General features: G+C 71.6%; 26 protein-coding genes. 14 read left to right on the top strand and 12 right to left on the bottom strand.

Annotated features, from left to right (window positions below):
• Positions 1-9: 9 nt before the first annotated feature.
• Complete coding sequence (yczR, locus tag MUN78_RS04845) at positions 10-1,467, bottom strand: MocR-like transcription factor YczR (RefSeq protein WP_244729184.1); 1,458 nt, start codon at positions 1,465-1,467, stop codon at positions 10-12.
• A 62-nt stretch (positions 1,468-1,529) separates the two neighbouring features.
• On the opposite strand from yczR, the gene yczE reads away from it, so the two are divergent.
• Positions 1,530-2,228, top strand: coding sequence for a membrane protein YczE (yczE, locus tag MUN78_RS04840; RefSeq protein WP_244729183.1), 699 nt, complete (start codon positions 1,530-1,532; stop codon positions 2,226-2,228).
• Here yczE and MUN78_RS04835 read toward each other — a convergent pair whose 3' ends face one another.
• From MUN78_RS04835 to MUN78_RS04815, 5 genes are all read right to left on the bottom strand, one after another.
• On the bottom strand, positions 2,229-3,680 hold the full coding sequence (locus MUN78_RS04835; RefSeq protein WP_244693406.1) for an APC family permease: 1,452 nt from the start codon (positions 3,678-3,680) through the stop codon (positions 2,229-2,231). It lies immediately after the preceding gene.
• Positions 3,681-3,858: 178 nt separating this feature from the next.
• On the bottom strand, positions 3,859-4,659 hold the full coding sequence (locus MUN78_RS04830) for an ABC transporter permease (protein WP_244693405.1): 801 nt from the start codon (positions 4,657-4,659) through the stop codon (positions 3,859-3,861).
• Positions 4,656-5,516, bottom strand: coding sequence for an ABC transporter permease (locus MUN78_RS04825; protein WP_244693404.1), 861 nt, complete (start codon positions 5,514-5,516; stop codon positions 4,656-4,658). The genes MUN78_RS04830 and MUN78_RS04825 overlap by 4 nt, the downstream gene beginning before the upstream one ends.
• A 12-nt stretch (positions 5,517-5,528) precedes the next feature.
• Positions 5,529-6,713, bottom strand: a complete 1,185-nt coding sequence (locus MUN78_RS04820) for an ABC transporter ATP-binding protein (RefSeq protein WP_244729182.1) — start codon at positions 6,711-6,713, stop codon at positions 5,529-5,531.
• Positions 6,713-7,909 (bottom strand): ABC transporter substrate-binding protein, encoded by a 1,197-nt coding sequence (locus MUN78_RS04815; RefSeq protein WP_244693402.1) that lies wholly within the window; start codon positions 7,907-7,909, stop codon positions 6,713-6,715. Before MUN78_RS04815 ends, MUN78_RS04820 begins: the two co-directional genes overlap by 1 nt.
• Before the next feature lie 275 nt (positions 7,910-8,184).
• Here MUN78_RS04815 and MUN78_RS04810 point away from each other — a divergent pair, with 275 nt between their 5' ends.
• From MUN78_RS04810 to MUN78_RS04795, 4 genes are all read left to right on the top strand, one after another.
• Positions 8,185-8,652 (top strand): Lrp/AsnC family transcriptional regulator, encoded by a 468-nt coding sequence (locus tag MUN78_RS04810; RefSeq protein WP_244693401.1) that lies wholly within the window; start codon positions 8,185-8,187, stop codon positions 8,650-8,652.
• Between the two features lie 2 nt (positions 8,653-8,654).
• Positions 8,655-10,049, top strand: a complete 1,395-nt coding sequence (locus MUN78_RS04805; RefSeq protein ID WP_244693400.1) for an aspartate aminotransferase family protein — start codon at positions 8,655-8,657, stop codon at positions 10,047-10,049.
• Positions 10,050-10,287: 238 nt separating this feature from the next.
• Positions 10,288-11,043 carry an alpha/beta hydrolase gene (locus tag MUN78_RS04800; protein ID WP_244729180.1) on the top strand — a complete coding sequence of 252 codons (756 nt, stop codon included), beginning with the start codon at positions 10,288-10,290 and terminating at the stop codon, positions 11,041-11,043.
• A gap of 58 nt (positions 11,044-11,101) precedes the next feature.
• Positions 11,102-11,689, top strand: a complete 588-nt coding sequence (locus MUN78_RS04795; RefSeq protein WP_244693398.1) for a hypothetical protein — start codon at positions 11,102-11,104, stop codon at positions 11,687-11,689.
• Between the two features lie 179 nt (positions 11,690-11,868).
• Here the strand turns inward: MUN78_RS04795 and rpsO are convergent, their stop codons facing one another.
• The gene (gene rpsO / locus MUN78_RS04790) at positions 11,869-12,138 is read right to left on the bottom strand and encodes a 30S ribosomal protein S15 (RefSeq protein WP_244693397.1); all 270 of its coding nucleotides are present in this window, start codon (positions 12,136-12,138) and stop codon (positions 11,869-11,871) included.
• 323 nt (positions 12,139-12,461) lie between these two features.
• Here rpsO and MUN78_RS04785 point away from each other — a divergent pair, with 323 nt between their 5' ends.
• The 3 genes from MUN78_RS04785 to MUN78_RS04775 all read left to right on the top strand — a co-directional run bounded on the left by MUN78_RS04785 (position 12,462) and on the right by MUN78_RS04775 (position 16,017).
• Positions 12,462-13,694 carry an ammonium transporter gene (locus tag MUN78_RS04785; protein ID WP_244729178.1) on the top strand — a complete coding sequence of 411 codons (1,233 nt, stop codon included), beginning with the start codon at positions 12,462-12,464 and terminating at the stop codon, positions 13,692-13,694.
• Positions 13,695-13,867: 173 nt separating this feature from the next.
• Entirely contained in the window at positions 13,868-14,707 is an 840-nt protein-coding gene (locus MUN78_RS04780) for an inositol monophosphatase family protein (RefSeq protein WP_244729176.1), read from the top strand.
• A gap of 107 nt (positions 14,708-14,814) precedes the next feature.
• Positions 14,815-16,017 carry an ABC transporter substrate-binding protein gene (locus MUN78_RS04775; protein WP_244729174.1) on the top strand — a complete coding sequence of 401 codons (1,203 nt, stop codon included), beginning with the start codon at positions 14,815-14,817 and terminating at the stop codon, positions 16,015-16,017.
• 34 nt (positions 16,018-16,051) lie between these two features.
• On the opposite strand, the gene MUN78_RS04770 is transcribed toward MUN78_RS04775, so the two are convergent.
• Positions 16,052-16,978 carry an NTP transferase domain-containing protein gene (locus MUN78_RS04770; protein ID WP_244729172.1) on the bottom strand — a complete coding sequence of 309 codons (927 nt, stop codon included), beginning with the start codon at positions 16,976-16,978 and terminating at the stop codon, positions 16,052-16,054.
• Positions 16,975-18,306, bottom strand: a complete 1,332-nt coding sequence (locus MUN78_RS04765) for a molybdopterin molybdotransferase MoeA (RefSeq protein ID WP_244729170.1) — start codon at positions 18,304-18,306, stop codon at positions 16,975-16,977. Before MUN78_RS04765 ends, MUN78_RS04770 begins: the two co-directional genes overlap by 4 nt.
• A 64-nt stretch (positions 18,307-18,370) precedes the next feature.
• On the opposite strand from MUN78_RS04765, the gene fdhD reads away from it, so the two are divergent.
• On the top strand, positions 18,371-19,303 hold the full coding sequence (fdhD, locus tag MUN78_RS04760) for a formate dehydrogenase accessory sulfurtransferase FdhD (RefSeq protein ID WP_244729169.1): 933 nt from the start codon (positions 18,371-18,373) through the stop codon (positions 19,301-19,303).
• Entirely contained in the window at positions 19,300-21,624 is a 2,325-nt protein-coding gene (locus MUN78_RS04755; RefSeq protein ID WP_244693390.1) for an FdhF/YdeP family oxidoreductase, read from the top strand. The genes fdhD and MUN78_RS04755 overlap by 4 nt, the downstream gene beginning before the upstream one ends.
• A gap of 66 nt (positions 21,625-21,690) precedes the next feature.
• Here MUN78_RS04755 and fmdA read toward each other — a convergent pair whose 3' ends face one another.
• From fmdA to MUN78_RS04740, 3 genes are all read right to left on the bottom strand, one after another.
• Positions 21,691-22,947, bottom strand: a complete 1,257-nt coding sequence (gene fmdA / locus MUN78_RS04750) for a formamidase (RefSeq protein WP_244729167.1) — start codon at positions 22,945-22,947, stop codon at positions 21,691-21,693.
• 82 nt (positions 22,948-23,029) lie between these two features.
• On the bottom strand, positions 23,030-23,317 hold the full coding sequence (locus MUN78_RS04745; RefSeq protein ID WP_244693388.1) for an FmdB family zinc ribbon protein: 288 nt from the start codon (positions 23,315-23,317) through the stop codon (positions 23,030-23,032).
• 85 nt (positions 23,318-23,402) lie between these two features.
• Positions 23,403-24,017, bottom strand: coding sequence for an AmiS/UreI family transporter (locus MUN78_RS04740; protein WP_244729165.1), 615 nt, complete (start codon positions 24,015-24,017; stop codon positions 23,403-23,405).
• A 217-nt stretch (positions 24,018-24,234) separates the two neighbouring features.
• Between MUN78_RS04740 and MUN78_RS04735 the strand changes: the two genes are divergently transcribed.
• From MUN78_RS04735 to MUN78_RS04720, 4 genes are read left to right on the top strand one after another with little or no spacing between them, the layout of a single operon-like run.
• The gene (locus tag MUN78_RS04735) at positions 24,235-24,633 is read left to right on the top strand and encodes a TOBE domain-containing protein (protein ID WP_244729164.1); all 399 of its coding nucleotides are present in this window, start codon (positions 24,235-24,237) and stop codon (positions 24,631-24,633) included.
• Between the two features lie 34 nt (positions 24,634-24,667).
• Entirely contained in the window at positions 24,668-24,820 is a 153-nt protein-coding gene (locus MUN78_RS04730) for a hypothetical protein (RefSeq protein WP_244729162.1), read from the top strand.
• Positions 24,817-25,506, top strand: a complete 690-nt coding sequence (modA, locus tag MUN78_RS04725; RefSeq protein ID WP_346730633.1) for a molybdate ABC transporter substrate-binding protein — start codon at positions 24,817-24,819, stop codon at positions 25,504-25,506. The genes MUN78_RS04730 and modA overlap by 4 nt, the downstream gene beginning before the upstream one ends.
• A gap of 4 nt (positions 25,507-25,510) precedes the next feature.
• Positions 25,511-26,332 (top strand): ABC transporter permease, encoded by an 822-nt coding sequence (locus MUN78_RS04720; RefSeq protein ID WP_244729160.1) that lies wholly within the window; start codon positions 25,511-25,513, stop codon positions 26,330-26,332.
• Positions 26,333-26,386 lie beyond the last annotated feature (54 nt).

The raw sequence follows: 26,386 nt of genomic DNA, 5'->3' as shown, positions 1-26,386 counted from the left end.
GCGGTCCGCTCAGATGACCGCCGCGGACGCGGCGTCCGGCGGTGCGGCGTCGCGCTCCGCCCGCCAGGCCTCCGCGAGCCGGGTCGCCGCTGCGGCGAGTGCGTCCTCCGGCGCCGAGAAGGGCAGGCGGAGGAACCGCTCGAAGACGCCGGGGCTGCCGAAGCGCGGGCCTGGCGGGAGCTGCAGCCCGAGGGCGGCCGCCCGTCGGCTGAGCCGGCTGCTCGCGCGCGCGCCGAGGTCGACCCAGACGCAGACGCCGCCCTCCGCCGCGCTGAGCCGCCAATCCGGGAGCTCCGCGCCGAGCCGTTCGACGAGCAGCCGGTGCCGGCCGGTGAGCTGCCGACTGCGCTCCGCGAGGATCCGCTCGTAGTCCTCGAGCGCGAGAAGGGCGATGGCCTGCGACCAGTCTGCGGTGCCGAGATCGCCGACTCTGCGACTCGCCTCGAGCCGCGCGATGAGCCCGGGGGCCGCGCGGATCCAGCCGATCCGCAGGCCGCCCCACACCGTCTTCCCGAGGGAGCCGACCGTGAGGATCGCGTCCTCCTGATGCGCCCGTTCGGCCGCCGCCGCGAACGGTCGGATGCGGCGGCTGCCGCCCAGGCAGAGCTCGGCCGTCGTCTCGTCGACCACGACGTGCGCCCCCTGGTCGACGAGCGCGTCGATGAGGGCGGGGCGCAGCTCCTGCGGCATCCGCAGCCCCGTCGGGTTGTGGTGATCGGGGATGAGGTAGGCGACCCTCGGCGCGCTGCGCCGCGCGATCTCGAGGATCGCGGCGGCATCGTAGCCCCCGCCCGCGGTCGCGCCGACGGGCAGCTCGGCGACGAGCGCGCCCGTCGCGGCGAGCGCCTCCCGGGCGTGCGGGTAGCTCGGGGACTCGATGAGGCTGCGCTCGCCGCGCCGGAGCAGCGTGCGCGCGATGAGGAAGATCGCGTGCTGCGCGCCGAGCGTCACCATGATCTGCTCGGGCGAGGTCGGCAGACCCCGGAGCGCGTAGCGGTCGGCGATCGCGGCGCGCAGCGCCGGCATGCCGATCGTGTCGTAGCCGGGGCCGGAGAAGAGGCCGGCGTGCTCCCGCGCGGCCCGCTCATGGAGCTCCGCGAGCCCGCTCCAGGGCTCGGGGCAGGCCGCCGACAGATCGATGCCCGGCCCCCCGACGGCCCACAGCCCGGGCCGGGCGCCCGTCGGCGTGCGCACGACGCTGCCGGAGCCGCGCCGCGACACGACGACGCCGGTCTCGCGCAGGCGCCGGTACGCGGCGCTGACCGTGGTGCGGCTGACGCCGAGCGCCTCGGCGAGCAGCCGCTCGGCGGGGAGCACCGCGCCGGGCACGACGCGGCCGTCGCGCACGAGCAGCGTCACGCTGGCGCAGAGCTCCTCGTACCCGTGGCCGTCGCCCCGCCAGGTGCCGAGCAGCTCCGCGAGGCGACGCGCGCTCACGCGCTGCGCGGTCGGCCAGATCTCACCCATGATGCCACCGTAGACAGATTGGCATCTTGTTCGCAAGGCCAATTCGGAGTGGACTGATCTCCATGCTCGGACGACTCGCACGCCTCATCCCCGGACTCCTCCTCTACGGCATCGCCGACGCGTTCATGATCCGCGCCGCGATCGGCGTGGACCCCTGGACCGTCTTCGCGCAGGGCCTCTCCCTGCGCACCGGGCTGGGCATCGGCCTGCTCACGAACCTCATCGGGCTCGCCGTGCTGCTGCTCTGGTGGCCGTTGCGGCAGCGGCCGGGGATGGGGACGGTGCTGAACATCCTGCTCGTCGGACCGGGCATCGAACTCGGGCTCTGGCTGCTGCCGGTGCCCGAGACCCTGTGGCTGCGCTGCCTGTTCTTCGCGATCGGGCTGCTGCTGCTCGCGGTCGCGAGCGGGATCTACATCGGCGCGCACCTCGGTCCCGGGCCGCGCGACGGGCTCATGACGGGGCTCCACCACCGGTTCGGCACGCCGATCTGGATCGGGCGCACGGCGATCGAGGCGACCGTGCTCGCCGTCGGATGGCTGCTCGGCGGCAACGTCGGCATCGGCACCGTCGTCTTCGCCCTGTGCATCGGGCCGCTGTGCGCGGTCGCGCTCCCGTTCTTCGACCGCGATCGGCGACGCGGCGGCGCGAGCAGCGCGGGCGCCGCGGGCAGCGCGGGCGCCGCGGCGGACCCCGCTGATGCGCGCGAGCCGCGGGATCCCTCCGGGGACCCCGCGGCTCGACCGGCGCCGACGGCGTGACTAGCGGGGCTCGCCCGCCGGCTCCGGCTCGGGCTCCGCCCCGCCCTCGGGCAGCTTGTTGAAGCCCGTCACCGGCTGGTTCTCGTCGAACGACGCGACCTTCCGCGTGAAGCCCCTCGTGATGACGGCCAGGTAGACGATGCCGATCGCCGTCCAGATGAGCCCGCCCAGCAGCGCGTGCCCGTCGAGGTTCACCCACAGGAGGCCGGTGAGCAGCGTGCCCACCACCGGCATCACGATGTAGTTGAAGATGTCCTTCGGGGTGCGCCGCCGCCCCTTGCGGATCGCGAACCACGCGATCACCGAGAGGTTCACGAAGGTGAAGGCGATGAGCGCGCCGTAGTTGATGTAGGCCGCGATCATCTCGAGCGTGAAGGCGATGGCGAGCAGCGAGATCGCGCCGGTGAGCACGATGTTGAAGGTCGGGGTGTGCGTCTTCGCGTTGATGAAGCCGAACACCCGCTTCGGCAGCACGTTGTTGCGGCCCATGACGAGCAGCATGCGCGACACCGAGGCGTGCGAGGCGAGGCCCGAGGCGAGCGTCGCCGCGAAACCGGCCGCGGTGAGGATCGCGGCGAGCGTCTTGCCGCCCACGAGCTCGCCGATGATCGGCAGCGTCGAGTCCTCGACGAACTGCATGTCGCCGCCCGGCGCGAACTCGTTCCAGTCGGGGAAGCGCTGCTGCGTGAAGTAGCCGGCGATGAGGAAGATGGCGCCGCCGAGCACGACCGTGAGGAGGATCGCCTTCGGCATGATCTTCGGCGTCTTCGCCTCCTCCGCGTACATCGTCACGGCGTCGAAGCCGATGAACGAGAAGCACACGATCGTCGCGCCGGCGAGGACCGCGCCGAACTCGACGCCGCTGTGGAGGAAGGGCTGCACCGTGACGACGCCGCCGACCCCGGCGCCGCCGGAGAGCTGCACGATCACCATGACCACGAAGACGGCCATCACGACGATCGAGAAGACCAGCAGGATCATGTTGACGTTCGACGTGCCGCGCATCGTGAGGTAGATGATGCCGGTCACGAAGACGACGTAGAGCACGACCCAGACCCAGCCGGGCACGCCGGGGAAGAACGCCTCGAGGTAGCTGCGGATGATGAGGCAGTTCACCATCGGAAGCAGCATGTAGTCGATGAGCGCCGTCCAGCCGACGACGAATCCGACGTTCGGGTGCATCGACTCCCGCGCGTAGGTGTACGCGGAGCCCGCGCTCGGGATCGCCCCCGCGATCTTGCCGTAGCTGATCGCGGTGAAGACCATGACGATGAGGGCGACGAGGTAGGCGAGCGGCACGACGTTGTTCGTGTCGCGGGCGACGAGGCCGAAGGTGTCGAAGACGACGGTGGGGGTCATGTAGCCGAGGCCCAGGCCGACGATGGCCCAGAGCCCGAGGCTGCGCTTCAGGGTGCCGCCCCGCGAGATCGTCGCGGCGGATGCATTCGCCATGTTCTCTCCTTCAAGAACGCGGCCGCCGCGCGCGGCGCTGCCGCGCGCGATGGCGTCTTCATGCGGCGAAGGTGATTTCGCCAAGCACTCATCCTGCACCCGCGACCGCCCGGGCGCAAGCCGAACACGCGCGATGTCCCCCGCCCGGAGCCTCCGGGCGGGGGACATCGTTCACGGGCTAGGCGCGCGCGAGCCGCTTCTGCTTGTTGATGTTCACCATCTGCACGATGATCACGAGCAGCAGGGCGCCGACGAACACGATCGAGGCGAGCACGTTCGCCTGCGCGGGCACGCCCTTGAGCGCGGACACGTAGATGAACTTCGGGAACGTCGTGGCCGTGCCCGAGTTGAAGTTCGTGATGATGAAGTCGTCGAAGGAGAGCGCGAAGCTCAGCAGCGCGGCGCCGATGATGCCGGGGGCGAGCATCGGCAGCGTGATCCGCCAGAACACCTGCCCGGGCGAGGCGTAGAGATCGCGGCCGGCCTCCTCGATGGCAGGGTTCAGCGAGGCGACCCGAGCCTTCACCGCCACGACGACGTACGAGATGCAGAACATCGTGTGCGCGAGGATGATCGTGCCGATGCCCTTCTCGACCCCCGCGAGGAGGAACTGCGCCGCGAGTCCGGCGCCGAGCACGACCTCGGGCGTCGCCATCGGGGTGAACAGCAGCAGGCTCACGGTCGAGCTGCCCCGGAACTTGTAGCGCACGAGCGCGATCGCGATCATCGTCCCGAGCACGGTCGCGATGACCGTCGCGACCACGCCGACGAGGATCGAGTTGCCGAAGGCGGTGCACACCTGCGGCGCGCCGCAGGGATTCTGCCAGTTGTCGAGCGTGAAGCCGCGCCAGATGATGTTGTTGCGCCCCGCGTCGTTGAACGAGAACAGGATCACGTGCGCGATCGGGAGGAGCAGGTAGATGAGGGCGATCGCCCCGACCACCGGCACGAAGGCCTTGCCCAGCGTGAAGCCCTTCACAGCAGATCCTCCGCCCCGCTCTTGCGCACGTACGTCGCCACGATCACCAGGATGATGACCATGAGGATGATCGACAGCGTCGCGGCCATCGGATAGTTCTGCGTCTGCAGGAAGTTCGACTCGATCACGTTGCCGACCATCGTCGTCCCCGTGCCGCCGAGGAACTCCCTGGACGCGTTCACGTAGTCGCCCGACATCGGGATGAAGCTCAGGAGCGTCCCCGAGACGATCCCCGGCATCGAGAGCGGCAGGGTGACGCGGCGGAACGTCGTCACCGGTGAGGCGTACAGGTCGGACCCCGCCTCCAGCAGCCGCAGGTCGAGCGCCTGCAGCGAGGAGAACATCGGCAGCACCATGAACGGGATGAAGTTGTACACGAGGCCGAAGATCACGGAGAAGTGCGTGCCGATCCACTCGTTCGGGAGGATCGACTTCCACGCCAGCGTCCGCAGCAGGAAGCTGATGAAGAACGGGGCGACCACGAGGATCAGGAGCACGCCCTGCAGCATCGGCTTCGAGCGCACCTTCACGCCGATGAGGTACGCGAGCGGGTAGCTGATGACGAGGCCGACGATGGTCGCGATGAGCGCGTAGCCGAAGGAGCGCAGCAGTTGCGGCCAGTACTCCGAGAGCGCCGCCCAGTAGTTGGAGAACTGCGCGGCCGCGACGTACTGCCCGATGCCGCCGGAGTCGGCGGGGGCCTGCAGCGAGGTGAGGATCAGCTGCACGAACGGCGCCACGAAGAACAGCAGCATGTACGCGATGCCGGGCAGGAGCAGCAGCAGCGCCACCCATCCCTTGCGCTTCGGCGCCTGTTCGACGGCGCGCGTGCCGCCGGAGAATGCGGTGAATGCCATGACGCCCTCCGCTTACTCCGCCAGCGCCGCGCGGGTCGCGATCGCCCGCGTCGAGAAGTCGGCGGTGAGCGCCCCGGTGTCGAGCCGGTCGTCCGCAAGGCCGAAGGTGTGCTCCGTGTGCCAGCTGAGCCAGGCCTCGTCGCCGAGCGCGGCCTGCGGGCCGGCCTGCAGGTTCTGCGCGAAGACCTGGACGGGGCCCGCGCCAGGCACCTCCACCGTGTACTGCGTGCTCACGCCGATGAAGGAGACGTCCGTGATCCGCCCCGGCCCGATCACGTTCGTGTCGGCCGCCGCCGGCGGCTCGGCGAGCGAGAGGTGGAGCTTCTCCGGGCGCACGCCGACGGTGATCGCGCCGCTGTCGCGGACGCTGCGCGCGCGCGGCACCGAGATCCTGGACCCCCCGAAGTCGGTGTGGAGCACCTGCTCGGTCCCGCCGGCGACCTCGACCGCGAACAGATTCGACTGGCCGAGGAAGTTCGCGACGAAGACGGTGCGGGGCAGTTCGTAGAGCTCCTCCGGAGCGCCCATCTGCTCGATCCGACCCTTGTTCATGACCGCGACCGTGTCGGCCATCGTCATGGCCTCCTCCTGGTCGTGGGTGACGTGGAGGAAGGTGAGACCGACCTCCTGCTGGATCTGCTTGAGCTCCTGCTGCATCTGCCGGCGCAGCTTGAGGTCGAGGGCGCCGAGCGGCTCGTCGAGCAGCAGCAGCGCGGGCCGGTTCACGACGGCGCGGGCCAGGGCGACGCGCTGCTGCTGGCCGCCGGAGAGCTGCGCGGGCTTCCGATCCGCCACGTGGTCGAGCTCGACGAGGCGCAGCGCCTCGTGGGCCTTCCCCACCGGATCGCCGATCCGGCGCCGGCGCAGTCCGAACGCGACGTTCTCCAGCACGCTCATGTGCGGGAAGAGGGCGTAGGACTGGAACACCGTGTTCACCGGTCGCTTGTGCGGCTTCAGTCCGCTCACGTCGGTGCCGCCGATGAGGATCCGACCGGCCGTCGGGTCCTCGAGCCCCGCGACGAGGCGCAGGGTGGTCGTCTTGCCGCAGCCCGACGGCCCGAGCAGCGCGAAGAACGATCCCGCCGGGATCGTGAGATCCAACTCCTCGATCGCCGTGAAGCCGGGGAAGCGCTTCTGGATGCCGACGAGCTCCAGGTCCGCTCCGGACTCGGCGAAGGCCGCATGCTCCGCCGCCATCAGAGGCCCAGCACGTTCTGGAACTCGGTCGAGTACTTCTTGTCCTCCTCGGCGGAGAGCGTGCGGAAGGAGTGCAGGTGCTCCCAGTCCGCCTCGCTCGGGAAGATGAGGGGGTTGTCCGCGTTCTCGGGGTTGACGGTGCGCATCGCCTCCTGCGTCCCCTTGACCGGCGGCACGTACGTCACGTAGTCGGCGACCTCGGCCATCACCTCCGGCTGGTAGTAGTAGTCGATCATCTCCTCGACCCGGGCCTTCGCCTCCGCCGAGGTGCCGTTCGGGACGGTGAAGGAGTCGGAGGCGATCATGCCGCCGGATTCGGGGATCTCGAGCGTCCACTGGTTGTCGTTCTCGGCGTTGAGCATGATCACGTCGCCGGACCACGCCATCGCCGCCAGCGCGTCGCCGGAGATGAGGTCCTGCGTGTAGCTGTTGCCCTTGACGTTGCCGATCTGCCCGCTCTTGAGGGCGTCGTCGAGCCACGCCATCGCCTCGTCGAACTCGGCGTCGCCCCAGTCGCCCGAGGGATCGTGGCCGAGCCCCGCGAGGATCATCCCGACGGTGTCGCGCATCTCGCTGAGCACGACGACCTTGCCCTTGAGCTCGGGGCGCAGGAAGTCGTCGAGGGTCTTGATGCCGTCGGGCACCGCCTCGGTGTTCCACACCCAGCCGGAAGCCGGAAGCTGCCACGGGATCGAGAACTTGCGCCCGGGATCGACGTCGAGCGCGTCCCACTGGGCGTCGACGAGATTCGCCTGCACGTTCGGCAGGTTCGCGTAGTCGAACTCCTGCACCTGCTCGGCCTGGATGATGCGCCCGTTCATCCAGTCCGTGAAGGTCACCACGTCGTACCCGGTGTACTGGCCGAGCTCGAGCTGATCCTTGATCTTGCCGTAGAAGGTGTTGTTGTCGTCGATGTCCTCGATGTAATCGACCTCGTAGCCCGACTCCTCCATGAAGCGGTCGAGCGACGGGTAGCTGCCGCTCTCCTCGTCGTAGTCGAGGTAGTAGGTCCAGTTGCCCCAGACGACGCCGTCCCCGCTGCTCGATCCGCCGCCGGCGCAGGAGGCGAGTCCGAGCGTGCCCGCGCCGGCCGCCCCGACCGCGGCGCCGCGGAGCAGCTGCCTGCGGCTGAGCTGCGCGCCGCGGATCATCTGGACGATATCGCGGACGATGGGGTCTTGTGGCTGTCGTGCCATGAGATCACTTCCTTGGTTTCTCATATCCGGGTACCGACTCGCGCACGGGCGGCGCCAATGCCGGGGTGTGCATCGAATATTGCACAGACGGGGAATCGTTGCCAAGCGGACGCCGCGACCGACACGGATTCTTCACACAATGGTGATGTTCGGCGCGGGAATGCGTGCGGAATCAGCGCTTCTCTCTGGGAAGCAGCGTGGAGATAGGCAGGATTCAGGCTCGAAATCTTCGGATTCCTTTGCTTTTTCCCCTCGCGGCTGCAAGAATCAGTCGCGTGAGCAGCGCACGCACTTCACCGGCACTCGACGCGACGTCGAAGGCGATCATCGAGCAACTCCAGCGCGATGGCCGTCGTTCGTACGCCGAGATCGGGAAGGCCGTCGGCCTCAGCGAGGCCGCCGTCCGCCAGCGCGTGCAGAAGCTCACGGATGCCGGGGTCATGCAGATCGTTGCCGTGACCGACCCGATGCGCCTCGGCTTCAGCCGCCAGGCCATGCTCGGCATCCGCGTGTCCGGCGATACCAGGGTCGTCGCCGATCGCCTCGCCGAGATGCCGGAGATCAGTTACGTCGTGCTCAGCGCGGGGTCCTTCGACATCATCGCGGAGGTGGTCTGCGAGGACGACGATGGCCTCATCGAACTCCTCAACGAGAAGATCCGCAAAGTCGACGGCGTCGCCTTCACGGAGTCCTTCGTCTACCTCCAACTCACCAAACAGAAATACGACTGGGGAACACGATAACCATGTCTTTTGATCCCACTGCTGCGGTGGACACCGCTGCGCTCCAGGCCTCGGCCAAGCGCCACATGTGGCCGCACTTCACCAACCGGAAGGTGCTGAACGACGGCATCCCGGTCATCACGCGCGCCGAGGGCCACCACATCTACGACGCCGCGGGCAAGCAGTACATCGACGGCCTCGCGGGGCTCTTCGTCGTCAACGCCGGCCACGGCCGCGAGCGCATCGTGCAGGCTGCGGCCAAGCAGATGCAGCAGCTCGACTTCATGCCGATCTGGTCCTACGGGCACCCGGCGGCCATCGAGCTCTCGGAGCGCCTCTCCTCCTACGCTCCCGGCGAGATGAACAAGGTGTTCTTCACCACGGGCGGCGGCGAGGCCGTGGAGTCCGCCTTCAAGCTGGCGAAGCACTTCTGGAAGATCCAGGGCAAGCCGATGAAGCACAAGGTGATCTCCCGCTCGGTCGCCTACCACGGCACCCCGCAGGGCGCCCTGGCCATCACCGGCATCCCGGACATGAAGAAGTTCTACGAGCCGCTGACCCCGGGCGGCCACCGCGTGCCGAACACGAACTTCTACCGCGCCGACGAGATGGGCGCCCCCTCGGACGACCTCGAGGCCTTCGGCCAGTGGGCCGCGAACCGCATCGAGGAGGCGATCCTCTTCGAGGGTCCCGACACCGTCGCGGCCGTGTTCCTCGAGCCGGTGCAGAACTCGGGCGGCTGCTTCCCGCCTCCCCCCGGGTACTTCAAGCGCGTCCGCGAGATCTGCGATCAGTACGACGTGCTGCTCGTCTCGGACGAGGTCATCTGCGCCTACGGCCGCGTGGGCGACTTCTTCGCCTCGAAGGCCCTCGGCTACGAGCCCGACATCATCACCTCGGCGAAGGGCATCACCTCGGGCTACGTCCCGCTGGGCGCCATGATCGTCTCGGACAAGGTGTCGGAGCCCTTCACCTCGACGGAGAACACCTTCTACCACGGCTTCACCTTCGCCGGTCACCCGGCGGCGGCGGCCGCGGCGCTCGAGAACCTCGACATCTTCGAGGAGGAGGACCTCAACGGCCGCGTGCGCGAGAACAGCCCGCTGTTCCGCGCCGAGCTCGAGAAGCTGCTCGACATCGACATCGTCGGCGACGTCCGCGGCGAGGGCTACTTCTTCGGTATCGAGCTGGTCAAGGACAAGGCCACGAAGGAGACCTTCAACGAGGAGGAGTCGGATCGCCTCCTGCGCGACTACCTCTCCCCCGCCCTGTGGGAGGCCGGCCTGTACTGCCGCGCCGACGACCGCGGGGACCCCGTCATCCAGCTCGCGCCGCCGCTGACCATCGGTCCGTCGGAGTTCGCGGAGATCGGCGGCATCCTCCGCAGCGTGCTGAAGGACGCCTCCTCGAAGATCTGATCGCGGATCCGTGAGGCCGGGGCATGATCCCGGTCGCCGGCTCGAGGCCCGTCCCACCCGTTCGAGGTGGGGCGGGCCTCGCGCGTTCTGCGTCCCGCACCCGATCCGAGCGGAACGATCCTCGCACGCTCTCATCCACCCGATCCGGGTCGCTCGGGCAGGGTGCGCCCGGCGTGCACCCTGCCCGGGCGACCCGGATCGGGTGGGGGCGCGGCGCGGCGCGCGATACGCTGGAGCCATGACCGTTTCCCGGCGTCCGCGTTCGCTCCGGATCGCCGCCTGGATCGGCATCGCGCTCGGCGCGCTCGTCCTCGTGGCGATCGCGGCCTTCCTCGTCTGGGCCGGAGTAGGGCGCATGGACGCGGATCCGGCGGCCGTCGCCGCGCTCGAGGACGATCCGGCCGTCACCGCCACCCATGCCGACGGCGCGTGGGTCGTCGCGCCCGCGACGGAGCCCGACGGCACCGGGCTCGTCTTCCTTCCCGGCGCGAAGGTGGACGCCGCGGCCTACGCTCCGACGTTCCGGGAGCTCGCCGCCGAGGGCACGACCGTCGTCATCCCCGATCTCCCGCTGCGCTTCGCGATCCTCGAGACCCGGGGCATGGACGACTTCACGGCGTACGCGCCCGATGTCGAGCGGTGGGCGGTCGGCGGGCACTCGCTCGGCGGCGTCCGGGCGTGCCAGCTCGCGGCGGACGACCCCGACGTCGCGCTCCTGCTCCTCGCCAGCTACTGCGCGGTCGATCTCGCCGACAGCGGCGTCCCCGTGCTCAGCATCTCGGGATCCGCCGACGGGCTCTCGACGCCGGAGAAGATCGACGGCGCCGCGGAGCTCCTGCCGGCGACGGCGGAGTTCGTGGAGCTCGCCGGCGCGAATCACGCCGCCTTCGGCTGGTACGGCGCGCAACCGGGCGACGGCGACGCCACGACCTCGCGCGCGGACGTCGCCGCGGAGGTCAGCCGGCTCGTCCACGCGTTCCTCGCCGGGTCCTGAACCCTCCGCCGGTCGTTCCGCCCTCGGCGATCGCGCGCGCGTGGTCTAGGCTGCGGGCATGAGCACTCAGGATCCGCAACACCCGGCCGCCGCGAGCCCGGCATCCGCGCAGTCCGCGCCCGCGCAGCAGCCCGTGCCCGCGCCGCACACGCCTGCGCAGGCGCCGCAGGCATCCGCAGCGGCGCAGCCCCCGCCCGCGCAGTGGGCCCCGGCACCGCCGCAGGACGCGCAGGCCCCGCAATACGGGCAGACCCCGCAGTACGCGCAGACCCCGCAATACGCGCAGGCCTCGCAATACGAGCACGGGCGGGCGCCCGCGCAGCCCGGCAGGGTCAACGTCTTCGGCGTCGTCGCACTCGTGCTCCTCGTGGCGGAGATGCTGCTCTCGGCCGTCTCGCCGCTGATCTTCCGCGCGGCGTCGATGTCGAGCATCGACGCGATCTCCCTCGTCAGCCTCCTGCTCACGGTCGTCCACCTCGGCATCGCGCTCGTCGTGATCGTGCTGGCGATTCTGGGCGTGCTGCGCCGCGACGCGCCCCGCATGCGGTGGGCGGCGATCGGCGCGCTCGTCTCGGCATCCCTCACCCTCGTCGGCACGCTGCTCATGCAGGCGGTCAACTGGATGACGCCGCTGCTCCCCTACTGACCGCCCGGGATCCCCGTGGCGCCCGGCGTCCAGGACGCAGGAGCCCGGGATCTCCGGGTCGGGGAAACTCCGGGTCCGAAGACCTCCGGGCGCACCGGCCGCGCGCGCAGAAGCGCCCCCCGTCCGAGGACGAGGGGCGCTTCGCAGCGGCGTCCGGCGATCACCGGACGGACGGCGCCTTAGCGGCGCAGACCGAGGCGCTCGATGAGCGAGCGGTAGCGAGCGATGTCGATGTCCTGGAGGTAGCCCAGGAGACGACGACGCTGACCGACGAGCAGCAGCAGACCGCGGCGCGAGTGGTGATCGTGCTTGTGGGTCTTGAGGTGCTCGGTCAGGTCCTTGATGCGCTGCGTGAGGATCGCGACCTGCACCTCGGGGGAACCGGTGTCTCCCGGCTTCGTCGCGTACTCGTCGATGATCGCCTTCTTGACCTCTGCGGGCAATGCCATAGCGGTCCCCTTTCTCCTGCTGCGCGGCGCCGTCAGCGGGATGCTGGGGCTCTCTTTCTCCGCGGCCGTTCCAACGGCAACCTGTACATATTAGCAGAAGCTCCCCCGCCGCGCGGCCGCGCGCACCGCGCCGCGCCCGCGCGGACCGCAGGATATTCGCCCCGCTTCCCAAGAACTTCGAAACCTGCGCGAAACACGACGCACAGAAGTCGTTACACCGCAGAAACTGCGACGCAACGCGACCGCGGCGAAGCGGAAACACCCCGGGCGCACACTGGACACACGGAGACCTCGGCCAGCCCGAGAGAAAGGCGGAAATCCCCATGGAACTCACTCCGCAAGACGTGTGGACCCTCGCGAGCACCGCGCTCGTCCTCATCATGACCCCGGGGCTCGCCCTCTTCTACGGCGGGCTCGTGCGCGTGCGCTCCGTCGTCAACATGATGCTCTTCAGCGTCAGCGCGATGGGCGTCGTGGGGGTCCTCTGGATCCTCTTCGGCTACAGCATGAACTACTTCGCCGAGGGCGAGAGCGGCTTCGCGGGCAGCCCGCTCAAGGACTTCGGGCTCGTGGACACCGACCCGGCCGCCTTCATCGGCGTCGGGTTCGGCGCGGTCTTCGCGATGATCACCACGGCGCTCATCTCGGGCGCGATCGCCGATCGCGTCGGCCTCGGCTCCTGGGTGCTCTTCTCGGGGGTGTGGGCGACCTTCGTCTACTTCCCCGTCGCGGCGTGGGTCTGGGGCGGCGGCTGGATCCAGAACCTGGGCAGCACGCTCGGCCTGCCCGACGTCATCGACCTCGCCGGCGGCACCGTGATCCACATCAACGCCGGCGCCGCGGCCCTCGCCCTCGCCATCGTCGCGGGGAAGCGCATCGGCTTCGGTCCCGGCTCGCACAAGCCGCACAGCATCCCCCTGGTCACCATCGGCGCCGCGCTGCTGTGGTTCGGCTGGATCGGCTTCAACTCGGGCCTCGCCACCGAGACGGGCGAGGCCGGCCTGATCCTCGTGAACACCCTCGCGGCCCCGGCCGCCGGCATCGTCGGCTGGATCATCATCGACGTGATCCGGCAGAAGAAGCCGGGCGTCATCGGCGCGGCCTCCGGCGCCGTCGCCGGCCTCGTCGCCATCACCCCCTCGGCGGCGAACCTCTCCCCCGTGTGGGGGCTCCTGCTCGGGCTCATCGCGGGCATGGCCTGCGCCTTCGCGATCGACTGGAAGTACCGCCTCGGCTACGACGACTCGCTCGACGTGGTCGGCCTGCACCTCGTCGCCGGCGTCATCGGCTCGCTCTACCTCGGCTTCTTCGCCTTCGACGACGGCCTCTTCGTGGGCGGCGACGCCGGACTGCTCCTCGTCCAGGCGATCTCGGTGGTCTCGGTCATGGTCTACTCCTTCGTGGTCTCGCTCGTGATCGCACTTGGCGTGAAGGCCGTCACCGGTCTCCGGGTGCCGGCCGAGGTCGAGGAGGAGGGCATCGACGCCGTGCACCACGGCGAGGAGGCGTACGCCTACGCCACCCCCGCCGAGGAGGAGGCGGCCGCGCGGCCCTGATCCGGGAGGGCGCGCGCCGGAGGGGGCGGGATCGCAGGCGCGGTCCCGCCCCCTCCGGCGCGCACAGGATCGGCGCGCACAGGATCGGCGCGCACTTCCGGATCGGCTCGTACGGGATCGGCGCGCACAGGACCGGCGCGCACGGTCCCGCGCGCACGGCGTAGGCTCGATGCATGACGCGCGCCCCGGACCCCGCCCCCGTTCCCGACGCCCTCGCGGAGGAGCTCCTGGCACTCGCCGCGCGGATCGCCGTCGCCGCGGGCGAACGGGTCCTCGCGCTGCGGGCCCGCAGCGTCGCGGTCGCGGCGAGCAAATCGAGCGAGACCGACGTGGTGACGGAGGCCGACCGGGAGTCCGAGCGGCTCGTCGTCGAGATGATCCGCGCGGCGCGGCCCGAGGACGGCGTGCTCGGCGAGGAGGGCGCCGGCATCGCGGGGAGCAGCGGCATCACCTGGGTGATCGATCCCATCGACGGCACCGTCAACTACCTCTACGACCTCCCGATCTACGCGGTGAGCATCGCCGCGACGGTCGCGGACCCCGCGGCGTTCGCCGACGGCCGGCGGGCGATCGCCGGCGCCGTGTACGCCCCGCGCACGGACGAGCTCTTCACCGCGAGGCAGGGCGGCGGTGCCCGGCTGGGCGGCGAGCCGATCGCCGCATCGGGCAAGCGCGAGCTCGCGACGGCGCTCGTGGGCACGGGTTTCGGCTATACCGTCGAGCGCCGCACGGAGCAGGCCGAGGCCGTGGTGCGCGTGATCCCCCGCGTGCGCGACATCCGCCGCATCGGCTCGGCCGCCTACGACTTCTGCCTCCTCGCCTCGGGGCGGCTCGACGCCTACTACGAGCGCGGCCTGCAGCCCTGGGACTACGCCGCCGGCGCGCTCATCGCCCGGGAGGCCGGGATCGCGCTCCTCGGCGCGGACGACCGGACCGCACCGGGTGAACCGTATCTCTTCGCCGGGGCGCCCGGCCTCGTCGAGGAGCTCCGGGGGGTCGTGCTCCCGGCGTAGCGTCGCGTCAACACGACTGTCATGGGCGTTTACTCCGCGGCATCCGCTGTGCCAGGATGAGTCGCAACGGTCGCAGCGCCGCGGCCGTGGTCTCCGAAGGAGGAACCATGCACCCCCAGCCCGCCGACCCCGTCGTCCGCGCCCTCGTCCACCGCATCCGATCCGCGCGGCTCAGCCGGCGCCAGCTCCTCACCGGCGCCGCCGCGGGGGCCGTCGGGATCGGGGCCGGTGCCCTCGCCGGCTGCGCCGGTTCCGGCGGGCCAGGAGACGGCTCCGGCGGCACCGTGCGCTGGGCGAACTGGACCTACTACCTCGACTACGACGAGGACGCGGGGACCTGGCCGTCGCTCGACGCCTTCATGGAGCGCACGAACATCGACGTCGAGTACTTCGAGGACATCGACGACAACAAGACCTTCGTCGCCAAGATCAAGGATCAGCTCGCGCTCGAGCAGGACACCGGCTACGACGTCTTCGTCCCCTCGGACACAACGACCGTGCGCCTCCTGGAGCAGGAGCAGCTCACGAAGTTCGATCGGAGCCTGCTGCCCCACGTCGACGGGGAGATGATCGACATCGTGCAGCACGCCTCCTTCGACCCCGACCGCGACTGGACGATCCCCTACCAGGCCGGGCTCACCGGCCTCGTCTACAACACCCAGCTCTACCCGGCGGGCGTGCGGGAGGTCTCGGACCTGTGGAGGCCCGAGCTCGCGGGGAAGGTGAACCTGCTCACGGAGCAGGACGACACCCTCGCGCTCATCATGCTCGAGCAGGGCGTCGACATCGAGGGCGACTGGGGCGACGACGAGTTCGCGGCGGCGCTCGAGGTCGCGGAGCGCCAGATCTCGAGCGGACAGGTCGCGACGGTCAAGGGCAACTCCTACACGCAGGACCTCGAGCAGGGCATCATCTGGGCCGGCATGTGCTGGTCGGGCGACATCGCGATCCTCAACGAGGAGGCCGGCGAGGAGGTCTGGAAGTTCGTGGTGCCGGACTCCGGGGCGTCGGTCTTCACCGACTCCTTCGCCATGCCGACGGCGACGGCCGCCTTCGAGCAGGTCCACGCGCTGGTCGACTACTACTACGAGCCGGAGGTGGCCGCGCAGGTCGCCGCGTACGTGCAGTACGTGACCCCCGTCGCCGGGGCGCGGGACGCCATGGCCGCGAGCGGCACCCCGGAGCTCGCGGAGAACCCGCTCATCTTCCCCGACGAGGAGATGAGCGCGCGGATCTTCGACATGCGCGCGCTCACGGCGCGGGAGGACAACGAGTACTCGCAGGCCTACCAGCGGATCCTTGGTAACTGAGTCGGGCGGCGCGTCCCGCGGATCGGGGCGCGGTTCAGCCTGCGGCGTCCTTCCACGCGGCGGCCCGGGACGTGAGCCGCTCCGCGAGCTCGGCGAGCACGGCGGGATCGGCCGCATCGCCGGACGCCGCCGCGCGCCCGTACGCCATGCCGAGCAGGAAGGTGGAGAGCGGAGCGGCGGGCCGCGCCACGTCGTGGGCGACGTCGCGCGCGACGTCGAGGACGGTGCCGATGCGCACGGCGTCGGCGGGGAGTCCGAGCTCCGAGGCGGCGACGGCGAGCCAGGCGTCGAGCGCTTCGGGGGGCAGGTGCTGGGCGGCGGACATGGGAGCTCCTCTGTTCGGTGCGGGAACGGTCGCCGCGACGGCGGGCGCGAGCGCCGCTCGCGCCGCGGCGAGGTCTTCAGGGGTGTCGATGTCGGCGACGATCGCCGTCGGCGCATCCACGTAGCGGATCGCGAGACCGGCGAGGGCGCGGCGCAGGGGACGGCCGGCGACGTCGCCGGCGAGCGCGACGACCCCCGCGCGCAGGGCGGCGACGCGGTAGCGGCCGGCGAGCCACTGCGCCCGCCCCTCGGGGTCCCGGAGCACGCGCGCGTCCTCCGCCGCCGCGAGCGGCTCGGCGAGGAGCACCCGCACCGCGTCGGCGGGCCGCACGAGGTCGCAGGAGAGCAGCAGCGCCTCGGCGGCATCGCCGACGCGGGGCAGCGCTGCGGCGAGCGCCGCCAGCGGGCCGCCGAAGGGCGGATCCTCCCGGACGACGAGGCAGCCGGCTGGCGCCGCGCGAGCCGGGCCCGCGACGACGATGCGGGGCTCTCCCGCCGCGGCGCCGCGGACCGCCGCGACGACCCGGTCGACGAGCCGCTCGCCGGCGAGCTCGATCCCGGCCTTGTCGGCGCCGCCGAGCCGTGCACCGCGTCCCCCCGCGAGCACGATGGCGGCGACGGCGGACGCCGCGCTCATGCCTCCAGCAGGATCACGTCGACCCCCTCCCCCGCGGCGACGTCGCCGCGCTCCGGCGCCACGAGCGCGTAGCCGTTCGCCGAGCCGTGTCCGCCGACGGCGTGGGAGACGCCCCGCGGGTCGACGGCCGGCCGGCAGACGAGCCCCTGCGGCTCCCGGCGCACGCGCACGGGCAGCACCTGCAGCCGACCGGGGGCGCCGCGCCAGCCGGTCTCGGCGACGGCCGGGAGCCGCATCCGATCCGTCGCCTCCGCGCCCTGCATGCGGAGCAGTGCGGGCCGTACGAACAGCTCGAAGCTCACGGCCGCGCTCACGGGGTTGCCCGGCAGCGCGAAGATCCGGGCGCCGCCCCGCAGCCTCCCGGTGCACTGGGGCTGCCCCGGCTTCACCGCGACGCTGACCGCGCGCACCCCTGGCTCGTCGGCGAGGGCCAGCCGGACGACGTCGTGGCGGCCGGGTCCGACGCCGCCCGTCGTGATGACGACGTCGACGCGGCGCCCGAGCTCAGCCAGGCGTGCGCGGAGCGCTGCGACGTCGTCGCCGCCCACCCGGACGTCCGCCGCCGGGAGGCCCTGCTCGGCGAGCAGCGCCGTGATGAGGAGCGAGTTCGACTCCGGGATCTCCCCGCGCGCGAGCGGCTCCCCCGGGGCGCGCAGTTCGGCGCCCGTCGCGATCACGGCCACCCGGGGCGCGGGGCGCACTCGCACGACGTCGACGCCGGCGGCGGCGAGCGCCGCGATGCGTCGGGCGCCGAGTCGGTCCCCGGCACGGGCGAGGACGGCGCCGACGCGGGCGTCCTCGCCGCGGCGGCGCACGTTCGCGCCGGCGTCGACGGGGCTGAAGAGGCTCACCTCCTCCTCCGCCCAGCGGCCGATCGACGCGTCTCCCGCGCCCGGCTCGGCGACGGGCCCCGGCGGCGCATCGCCCCGGGTGCGCTCCACGGGCACGACCGCATCGGCGTCGCCGGGGAGCGGCGCACCGGTCATGATCCGCACCGCGCTCCCCGCGGGGATCGGCGGATCCTCGGCGCTGCCCGCGGCGATCTCGCCGACGATGCGGAGCCGCACGGGGCCGGCCTCCGAGGCTCCGGCGGCGTCCCCCGCGCGCAGCGCGTAGCCGTCCATCGCGGAGTTGTCCCAGAGCGGCAGGTCGTTCCTCGCGCGGGCGTCCTCGGCGAGCACCCGGCCGCCGGCCTCGCGCAGCGGCGCCTCGGCGGCCGGCAGCGGCGGCGTCTCCGCGAGCACGCGCGCGAGATGCGCCTCGGCGCTCACGCGCTCGACGCGCCCGGCTCCATCGCCGCGCCCGCCCGCTCCGCCGTGCCCGCCCATCCTCGCTCCGTCCGCCGTGGTGTGCCGCCTTGCCCCCGAATGCTTTCGATGCTATCCAAGAGGTGTGTCACGTATCGCAGCGCGCCGACGAGTGACCCGCCTCACCGCGGGCGGATCCACGACCCGGCGCGCCGATTTCCTCGCCGTCGAGGAGCCCCTCGAGATCCGCGTGCAGGGCAGCCCGCTCGCCGTGACCATGCGGACCCCCGGCCACGACGTCGAACTCGCGCAGGGCTTCCTCGTGTCCGAGGGCGTCATCCATCACCCGGGCGACTTCGCCGCCGCGATCCACTGCGCCGCCGACGGCGAGCCGAACACCTACAACGTCCTCGACGTCGGCCTCGCGCCCGGCGTCGCCCCGCCCGACCCGAGCCTCGAGCGGAACTTCTACACGACCAGCTCCTGCGGCGTCTGCGGCAAGGCGAGCATCGACGCCGTGCGCACGCAGTCCCGGTTCTCCGTCGCCGACGACCCGCTCGTCGTGGATGCGACGACGCTCATTCGCTTCCCCGAGGAGCTGCGCGCGCAGCAGGCCGTCTTCGAGCGGACCGGCGGACTGCACGCGGCCGCGCTCTTCGACGGCCTCACCGGGGAGATGCTCGTGCTGCGCGAGGACGTCGGGCGGCACAATGCCGTCGACAAGGTCGTCGGCTGGGCCCTCGCGCAGGGCCGCGTCCCGGCGCGCTCCTGCGTGCTCATGGTCTCCGGGCGCGCGAGCTTCGAACTCGCGCAGAAGGCGCTCATGGCGGGGATCCCGATGCTCGCGGCCGTCTCCGCGCCCTCCTCCCTGGCCGCCGAGCTCGCGGAGGAGGCCGGGCTGACGCTCGTCGGCTTCCTCCGCGGGGATTCCATGGTGGTCTACACGCGCCCCGACCGCGTCGCGAACGCGACGGCGGCCGGGGATCCCGAGCCCCTCCCCGACGCGGCCGCCGGCATCGCCGCCGACCCCCACCCGGACGCGCCCGCCGCGCCCCTCCAGAAAGCAGTGCACTCATGACGCCCCAGGCCCCGCGCGAGGACTTCTCCGACGCCGACATCGAGATCTCCGAGCCCAAGGACTACGCCGCGGGGCTCGGCGGCGTGTTCCACTCGATGGAGCCGGCGATCAAGACGATGGGCCTCGCGCGGACCGCGAAGCTCATGACGAAGATCAACCACAAGGACGGCTTCGACTGCATGAGCTGCGCGTGGCCGGATCCCGACCACCGCAAGATCGCCGAGTTCTGCGAGAACGGCGGCAAGGCGGTGACCTGGGAGGCGACGCCGCTGAAGGTCGAGCGCGCGTTCTGGCAGGAGCACTCGATCAGCTCTCTGGAGGACAAGACCGAGTACTGGCTCGGGATGCAGGGCCGCCTCGTGGAGCCGCTGCACAAGGCGAAGGGCTCCGACCGCTACGAGCCGATCTCGTGGGACGCCGCCTACCGGATCGTCGCCGACCACCTGCGGGCGCTGGACAGCCCCGACGAGGCGGCGTTCTACACGAGCGGCCGCGCGTCGAACGAGGCCGCGTTCGTGTACCAGCTGCTCGCCCGCGTGCTCGGCACGAACAACCTCCCCGACTGCTCGAACATGTGCCACGAGTCCACGGGCACGGCGATGAGCCACACGGTCGGGATCGGCAAGTCGACGATCGCCTACAGGGACTTCGGCGAGTCCGACCTCATCATCGTGATGGGGCAGAACCCCGGCACCAATCACCCGCGCATGCTCACCGCGCTGCAGGAGGCGAAGGAGAACGGCGCGAGGATCGTCGCCGTGAACCCCCTGCCGGAGGCCGGTCTCATCGGCTACAAGGATCCGCAGCGGGTGCGCGGCTACGTCGGGAAGCCGACGCAGATCGCCGACCAGTTCATCAAGATCCGCTCGGGCGGGGACATGGCGCTGCTGCAGGCGATCTCGCAGCGGGTGCTCGCGGCGGAGGCGGCGGCGCCAGGCACCGTGCTCGACCACGATTTCATCGAGCGCCACTGCGACGGCTTCGAGGAGTTCGCGGCGCACATGGCGCAGGTCGATGCGCGCGAGGTGGAGCGCGCGACGGGGATCTCCGAGGCGGAGATCGACGAGCTCGCGCAGGCGTACCTCGCCGCCGACAAGGTGATCATCTGCTGGGCGATGGGCGTCACCCAGCAGCGCAAGGGCGTCGACACGATCCGCGAGATCATCAACCTGCTGCTGCTGCGCGGCAACATCGGCAAGCCCGGCGCCGGCGCCTCCCCCATCCGCGGCCACTCCAACGTGCAGGGCGATCGCACCATGGGCGTCTGGGAGCAGATGCCCGATTCCTTCCTCGATGCGCTCGGCGCGGAGTTCTCCTTCGAGCCGCCGCGCCATCACGGGGTCGACGCGGTGCACGGGATCCGGGCGCTCGACCGCGGGGAGATCAAGGTGTGGATGGGCCTGGGCGGGAACCTGCTCGGCGCGATCTCCGACACGAACCTCGCCGAGTCGGCGATGCGGAAGACCCGCCTCAGCGTGCAGCTGTCGACGAAGCTGAACCGCTCCCACGTCATCACCGGCGAGGAGGCGCTGATCCTCCCGGTGCTCGGCCGCACGGAGGTGGATCTGCAGGCGTCGGGCCCGCAGTACGTCACCGTGGAAGACTCCGTCTGCGCGGTGCACGCCTCGCACGGCCAGATCGCCCCGATCTCGGACCAGGTGCGCTCGGAGACGGCGATCGTGACGGGGATCGGGCACGCGCTGTTCGGGGATCGCCACGGCATCGACTGGCTCGCGATGGGCCGCGACTACGACGTGATCCGCGATCACATCTCGCGCGTGGTCCCCGGCTGCGAGAGCTACAACGAGAAGACGCGCACGAGGGACGGCTTCGTGCTGCCGAACGGACCGCGCGATTCGCGCACCTTTCCCACCGACAACGGCAAGGCGCATCTCACCGTCAACGAGCTGGAGCACGTCGCGTGCCCGCCGGGGCGCCTGATCCTGCAGACGGTGCGCTCCCACGACCAGTTCAACACGACGATCTACAGCCTGAACGACCGGTATCGCGGCATCAAGAAGGGCCGCTACGTGATCTTCGTGCACCCGGACGACCTCGCCGAGCTGGGGATCGCCGACGGCGATGCCGTCGACATCTTCAGCGAGTGGCGGGACGAACCCGATCGGGTGCTGCGCGGCTTCCGCGCGGTCGCGTACCCGACGGCGCGCGGCTGCGCGGCGGCGTACTTCCCCGAGGCGAACGTGCTCGTACCGCTGGACAGCACCGCGCTGGAGAGCAACACCCCGGTCTCCAAGGCCGTGATCGTGCGGCTCGAGCCGGCGCGGACGCCGGCCGGCGTCGGCCGCCCCGCGGTCGTCTGAGGACCGACGGCGCGCACCGGTGGCGGGATCCCGCCACCGGTGCGCGCCGTCGGAACGCTCGCGCGGCTACACGTTGGCCGCGCTCGGCGCGCCGATGCCCGGGTCGATCTGGAAGGGCCCGTCGGCGCTCGGCCGCACGTCGAAATCGAAGATCTCGACCGGCAGGTACACGGTGGAGCAGGAGTTCGGGATGTCGACGACGCCGGAGAGCCGGCCCTCGATGGGTGCGGCGCCGAGCAGCAGGTAGGCCTGCTCGGGGCTGTAGCCGAACTTCGTGAGGTAGTCGATGGCGTGCAGGCAGGCGCGCTGATACGACAGGTGCGAGTCGAGATAGCGCTGCTCACCGTCGAGCGTCACCGAGGTGCCCGAGAAGGCGAGCCAGTGGCTGTAGTTCGGCTCGACGTTGCCCGGCATGAAGATGGCGTTCTCGCTCACGCCGTAGGTCTCCATGCCGCCCCGGATGATGTCGACGCGGAGGTCGATGAAGCCGCCCATCTCGATCGCCCCGCAGAAGGTGATCTCGCCGTCCCCCTGGGAGAAGTGGAGATCGCCCACCGAGAGGTTCGCCCCGTCCACGAAGACCGGGTAGAAGACCCGCGATCCCTTCGTGAAGTTCTTGATGTCCTGGTTGCCGCCGTTCTCGCGCGGCGGTGCGGTGCGCGCCGCCTCGGCCCCCACCCGCCCCCACTGATCCCTGGGCAGCCCGCCGAGGATGGCGTGCTCGGCCTCGGGCGGCAGCGCGAGCGGCGGCACCCGATCGGGGTCCGTCGCGATGAGCGCCCCCTCGCGATGGTTCCAGGTCGCGAGGAGATCGGCGGAGGGCGCGGTGCCCATGAGGCCCGGGTGGATGATGCCCGTGAAGGAGACCCCGGGCACGTGGCGCGAGGTCGCCGTCTGGCCGGCGAAGTCCCAGACGGCCTTGTAGGCGTCGGGGAACTGCTCGGTGAGGAAGCCGCCGCCGTTGTTCCGGGAGAAGATCCCGGTGTAGCCCCACCCCTGACCGGCGAGGGGCCCCGAGTCCTCCTGAGGGATCGGGCCGACGTCGAGGATGTCGACGACGAGCAGGTCGCCGGGCTTCGCCCCCTCGACCCGGAACGGGCCGCTGAGCGTGTGCACGGTGAGCAGCGGCGCGTCCAGGATGTCCTGCGCGGAGTCGTCGTTGACGATCGCGCCGTCGAACCACTCGCGGCAGTCCACCCGGAAGCTGTCGCCCGGTTTCACCGTGGCCACGGGCGGAATCTCGGGGTGCCAGCGGTTGTGGCCGATCTTCTCCTGCTCGGTGAACTTCTTCGAGGAGTCGAGTCGGAAGATGTGCTCGGGCATCGGGTTCTCCTTCATGTCGCTGGGTCGTGCGGTGGATCAGGTCGGTGTCGGAGCGGCGGGCCGGCGCGCGGCCGCCGCGGGATCAGGGCCGCGGCAGCTTCGCGTGCAGCGGGTTCGTCGTCGTGCGCTGGGCCCGCCCGGGTGCACGCGCGGGCAGCCGGTCGACGACCTCCGGCTCGTGCGCGCTGCGCGCCGAGCGATCGAGGAGGCCGAACGCCGCGGTCCCGGCGCGCGAGAGATGGGGCGCCGTGATCGTGCGCCGCGCCTCGGCTCCGCAGACCCGGCAGACGGTCTCTGCGGGGACCTCGGACATGGCGAAGCGGGCGTCGAATCGGCATCCGGCGGAGCATCGGAAGGAGTAGCTGGGCACGGCCCTGGCCTTTCGTTCGGGATCGGGGGTTCTGGTCGTTCGGGATCGGGGGCTCCGGGGGCGGGGCTCGGCTCGGAGAACCGGGTCAGGCGGCCGCGGGGGGCGGAGCGGCCGCGCGCGGCCGCCCGAGCAGCCAGGACAGCGCGAGCAGCACGACGGCGAGCACGGCGGCGACGATGCCCTCGACCGCGCCCGTGCGGTAGGCGCCGGCGAGGAGGAGCATCGCGGGGACGGCGCCCGTGAAGACGCCGAGCAGCAAGGTGAACCAGCCCGTCGTGCGCGTGAGGGCGTCGCGGCCGCGGGCGAGGACGAGGAAGAACAGGAACCAGAGGACGGCCCACGACCACCAGATGACGCCGAAGACCGGATCGGCGAACATCGTGAACTGCAGGATGCCGTAGACGATCGCGCAGCCGGCGACGAAGAGCGAGAACCACCCGAGCCCTTCCCCCGGGGCGCCGGTGAGCTGGTTCCAGGCGACGTAGAGGTAGGTGAAGCCGAAGAGGTAGAGCCCCGAGGCGCCGAGCACGGTGCCGGCGTCCCCGCCGGACTGCAGGATGATGAGCGTCGGGAAGACGACCTGCACGCCGCCGACGAAGAGATTCATCGCGGCGGCGGCCTTCCCCGGCACGATGCCCAGGAGCATCAGTCCGTTGATGAACAGCACGGCGCCGACGTACAACAGCCCGACATTGCTCATGTTCTCTCCCTCGCGGCACTGCGTGAAGAGCGATCGGGAACGCACCCCGATCCGGCTCCGCCGGCGCCTCCTCGTCGAGGCCCCGACCCTACTGAGGACCGTAGCCCGCCGCCGGCTCCAGCGTCAACAGCCTCGCGCGGCGGCGCGTTCGCGGGCATCCTCCCGTGCGGAGAACATGCTTGCGATCCACCGCGTGCGCGGCGATATGATCGGTTCCATGACGCATTTCCGGATCGGCGAGGCCGCCGCGCTCATCGGGGTGAGCGACGACACCATCCGGCGCTGGGCGGGCGACGGCCGGCTCGACGCCGGACCGGACGACGGCGGGCGCCAGACCGTCACCGGGGCGTCGCTCGCCCGCCGGGCGCTCGAGCTCGCGCCGCCGTCCGCCGAGCCGGGCGCGCTCCGGCGCAGCGCGCGCAACCGCTTCACCGGCATCGTCACGGCGGTGCAGCGCGAGGGGCTCGTCGCCCAGGTCGAGCTCCAGTGCGGCCCGAACCGCGTCGTCTCGCTCATGACGGCGGAGGCGCTCGACGATCTCGCGCTCGAAGTGGGCTCGCGGGCCGCCGCGATCGTCAAGGCCACCACCGTCATCATCGAGGCCGAGCGCCGCTGAGCGGCGCCCGCCCCGCACCGACCCAGGAGTCCCCGTGCCCCGTACCCCGCACCGCCCGCGCCGCGCTCTCGGCGCGACCCTCGCCGCGGCCGCCCTCGCGCTCCTCGCGGGCTGCGCGAGCGCCGCGCCAGCCGACGACGCGACCGGGGGACCGCCGGCGGGGACGACGGGCTCGCCGGAACGCTGACTGTCTCGGCCGCGGCCTCGCTGCAGCCCGCGTTCGAGGAGCTCGCCGCCGCGTTCACCGAGCAGCACGCCGCGGTCGACGTCGAGCTCGCCTTCGACGGCTCCTCCGTGCTCGCCGCGCAGATCATCGGCGGCGCCCCCGTCGACGTCTTCGCCTCCGCCGACGCGGCGAACATGACGAAGGTGGCGGACGAGGGTCTGCTCGCCGCGGACCCCGTGCGGTTCGCGACGAGCAGCCTGCAGATCGCCGTCGCGCCGGGCAATCCGCTCGGCATCGAGACGCTCGCCGATCTCGCCGCGCCCGGGGCGGGCGGCGAGGCCCCGATCGTCGTCCTGTGCGCGGCGGAGGTGCCCTGCGGCGCGGCCTCCCACCGGTTGCTCGAGCGCGACGGCGTCGCGCTCGTCCCCGCGAGCGAGGAGCAGAACGTGACCGCGGTGCTCACGAAGGTGGCGAACGGGGAGGCCGATGCGGGGCTCGTGTACCGCTCCGACGTGCTGCGCGCCGAGGGCGATGTCGAGGGCATCGGGATCGACGGCTCCGTCGAGGCCGCCGGCAGCTACCTCATCGCCCCGATCGCCGGTTCCGCAGCCCCCGACGCGGCAGCGGCCTTCGCGGAGTTCATGCGCTCCGACGAGGCGCAGGCGCGCTTCGAGGACCTCGGCTTCGGCCCGGCCTCGGCGGGCTGAGACGATGACGGGGAGCGGGCGCGCGGTGCGGCGGGACGTCCCCGCCGTCGTCATCGCGCCCGCGATCCTCGGCGGCGGCGTGCTCGTGCTGCCGCTCCTGGCCCTCCTCGCCCGCATGGACTGGGCCGCGCTGCCCACCGCGCTCGCCGCGCCGGAGACGGCGAGCGCGCTCGGGCTGTCGCTCGGCACCGCGCTCGCGGCGACCGGGATCTGCCTCGTGCTCGGAGTCCCCCTCGCGGTCGTGATCTCACGCACCTCGGGCATCGTGGCGACCCTGCTGCGCGCGGTCGTGACGCTGCCGCTCGTGCTGCCACCCCTCGTCGGGGGTCTCGCGCTCCTGTCGCTGCTCGGCCGCGGCGGCGTACTCGGCGACGCGCTCGCCGAGGCGGGGATCCGCGTCCCGTTCACGACCGCGGCAGTCGTGATCGCCCAGACCTTCGTCGCGCTGCCGTTCCTCGTCATCTCCGTCGAGGGGGCGCTGCGCGGCGTCGATCCGGAGATCGAGGAGGCGGCCGCGACCCTCGGGGCGTCGCCGAGCGGCGTGCTGTTCCGGATCACGCTGCCGCTCGTCGCGCCCGGGCTCGCCGCGGGCACCATCCTGTGCTTCACGCGCGCCCTCGGCGAGTTCGGTGCGACCGCGCTCTTCGCGGGGAACGCCGCGGGCACGACCCGCACGATCCCGCTCGCGATCTACACCGCGTTCAACGGCGCGGGCGTCGCGCAGGACACGGCCCTCGCCCTGTCGCTGATCCTCATCGCCGTCTCGGTGACGGCGCTCGTGCTGCTGCGCGGACGGGCCTCGGGACGGACCGACGCCGCGGTCTGACCCGCCGACGTCCCGAGCGGGAACTGCTAGGGTGACTGGCGCAGGAGGTGCCGC

It is taken from the genome of Leucobacter allii (assembly GCF_022919155.1).
In the GTDB taxonomy this organism is placed as follows: Bacteria; Actinomycetota; Actinomycetes; order Actinomycetales; family Microbacteriaceae; genus Leucobacter; species Leucobacter allii.
Note: the sequence above shows the minus strand (reverse complement) of the source record. Positions and strands in the feature narration are given on the sequence as shown.